The following is a 2828-nucleotide window of genomic DNA, read 5'->3' on the forward strand; positions in this document are numbered from 1 at the left end:
GAGATGGAAGAGAAGACGTTTACTCTCGCTGATGAAACGCTTCTTATTGAGGTCTTGAGTGATGCCATTCTTGCCTCAATTCACGCCAATGTTCCCCAAATGTTAACCGAACATGTGGTTGCGGCTTTTGCGAGACGCCTTCTGAAAGAAACAGTTATTCGTAAAAAAGACAGAATTCTAGATATGCATGACCGGCTAAAAAGCTATGTCATTAATAGCAATAAGGCGCGTTTTTTTAATGTGCCAACTGAGCCATTGGGCGACTTTGATATTTTTCATATCGATGTATCAGCCATTAAGGATGATAAGGGAAAACTCGCGCTTGTTATGGTATCGCTTTTACCGCGCATTCTTGCAATGGCGGAAGAGACGCAAAACGATAGCCGCCCAACCTTTCTTTTCTTTGATGAGGCACATATCCAGTTTCAAATCCCACCAATTGTAACCTATGCACTTCTCTTGGTAAAAGTCGCGCGAAAGCTCGGTCTTTGGATTGTGCCGAGCACGCAGAATATCACTGATATGAATTCTGAAATGGCTATCAAAATTTTGTCACTCATTGAAACATGGATTTTATTAGGTATTGATGAGAAGGAGCTTGCTGATCTTCAAAAGTTCAAACAACCAACTGCTGAACAAATAGCGCTTATTCGAGACATTGATTCACAAAAAGGATTATATGCCGAGGCGGTTTTATTAGGCGCGCGTTACCAGGGACTTTTTCGCGTTATCCCACCGCGCTATTTTTTGGCCCTTTTATTAAATGAAAAGAAAGAAAAAGCACAGCGCCAGGCTTTAGAGGAGGAACACGATGTATTAAAGGCTGCTGAGATTATAGCCCATCGCCTTGAAAACAAAGAGCAGAGTAAACATGAAAGTGAGTGCTTTTATGATGATTAACTCTTTAAAGCCGTTTCAGAAAATTAAAGCGCTGGTAGCTAGCGGCATTTTTTGTATCTCTCTTAAAGGCTTTGCTTTAGAAAGTACAAAGCCGCCTCATCCTTTAACGACCGCGACACTAAGTGCGCGCGTTTTAAAGAAAATGCCAGCTAATAGTCATTACCGAGTCATTGGCACATGTACCTGGGCCAAAGGAGGCCTTCCTCCAAAAATTGAAGAAAGTCCTGCTGTTGAACAATATCTTCCTGATTTGGTGGTGACTGTATCGAATAATCCAGGTGAAAACCCATGGGTCGAGGCTGGCATTGCTTATGAAAATAAATTGGCACTCGAGGGATTTGAAAGGGCTTTTGCCTCTCTTATGGGCATGCCTTTTGACAATGGTAATGGCAGTGGGCAGCAGCAAGTTCTGCATCTTAATGAAGAGCGCTCGCCTGTGGTGCATGTTATCGGAAGTCCGGCGAGCTTTTATAATCTCCCAAAAATTTCTCATCAGGCAGAAACCACCTTTGGCAAACCCTATTATTCGAGTCACGCCGATGCCTACATGGATAAAACAGAAATCGCTGAAATCGCTTATATGGCGAACCCTAAACACGCGGTCTTACTAGCCAATCATGAGATTGGCACGAGTACTCACAGCTGGGGACCTGAAATTCCTCGTTTAATGCGCGTGACACAACCCTCACGATTTAGAGCTTCAGTTGTAGTTGCAATGCATGCAACCGATATCGTCACTAATGATGGCAGCACTCATGTGAGGCAATCAACGTCCAATCGTTGCGGACCAAATTGCAGCGTTGCCAATGTCATTTATGACCCTAAACAGGAGAAGGTTATCTGGCAGGAAGTCTATCCCTTAAATCGCAATATAAAACCAGGTGATGCCGTCGATTTTGGTGAGATTGATGACATGAAAGGCAATGGCAACTATGTGTTTGTCATTTGGCGAAAATATCGAGGCTGCATTCCCGAAAAGGGAAAGCTTGTTTTGGGATTGCCCAAAGTAAGCGTGAGCGAAAGAAGATAGGAATAATGATGAAAACAACCGCTTTATTAATGAGTATTATGCTGATAGCGCCCCTGCACAGCGCAATCTTTCCAACCCAATCTGATTATTATTATCAGCTGGGCGGGGCATCTGATTTATTTATTCCCCCGGTTAACAGAGAAGAAACGATCACAATAGGCGGCAATATTAATGCCGGCAGAGGGCTTAATTGCAGCCAATTTAGTCCTGTTGTCTCTATTACTAATACCTTCAAAGATTTAAAAGAGTCCGCAACCGGTATTCCAGCTACTGTAATTAACAATTTAAAAGGTTCGGTTGGTGCTTTCCCAATGTACAAATTACAGCAAGCAATGCCTGGCCTTTATAACATTTTACAAAATGCTGCAGCTGGTGCGCAAAATGAATTTGCCTTAAAAATGGCCGATTGTCAGCAGGTGAAAAAAACGCTTGAAGAGGGTAATTCTCCAATTACGAGCATGCTGTCAGTTTCTGATAGTCAAGGTTGGATAGATGCCGCAACGCGCGCTCGACATGGCGAGGCAGTTGACATTAATAAGACTGCTAAAAACATAGCAAACAAAGGCAGTGAATATGGCCTCCCATGGGTGCACCGAGGCGAGGGGAATTCCGGTGGTAAATTTCAAAAGCCAATAAAAGTGATTAATGATGTGGTTATTGCAGGTTACAACCTGATGCTAACCTCATCTCGTAATTTGGATGATACTACTGCGCCAGAGTCTAGCTTTGACAAAGAGAATGCCTTTGTTAAAACCTGGCCTAACCCCAATGCAGCGGCTCACTGGGCCGTCATGGTGCTTGGCGATATTCAGGTAAGTGCTAGAGAGGAGGGCAGTGCAAAGGATGCCAAAGTGGGGCTTGGGTTAACTACTCTTTTGCAAAGTTGCCCCAAAATTGC

At 43.6% G+C, this 2828-nt stretch carries 3 protein-coding genes; all 3 read left to right on the forward strand.

What is annotated here, in order from left to right:
- Positions 1 to 900, forward strand: a 900-nt coding sequence (locus tag K2Y18_01155) for a conjugative transfer ATPase (GenBank protein MBX9804340.1), incomplete at its 5' end; no start/stop codon positions are given.
- Positions 901 to 955: 55 nt separating this feature from the next.
- The gene (locus K2Y18_01160) at positions 956 to 1930 is read left to right on the forward strand and encodes a TIGR03756 family integrating conjugative element protein (GenBank protein ID MBX9804341.1); all 975 of its coding nucleotides are present in this window, start codon (positions 956 to 958) and stop codon (positions 1928 to 1930) included.
- Positions 1931 to 1935: 5 nt separating this feature from the next.
- The coding region (locus K2Y18_01165) for an integrating conjugative element protein (GenBank protein ID MBX9804342.1) at positions 1936 to 2828 on the forward strand (893 nt) is incomplete at its 3' end.

The organism is Alphaproteobacteria bacterium (genome assembly GCA_019746225.1).
Taxonomy (GTDB): domain Bacteria; phylum Pseudomonadota; class Alphaproteobacteria; order Paracaedibacterales; family VGCI01; genus VGCI01.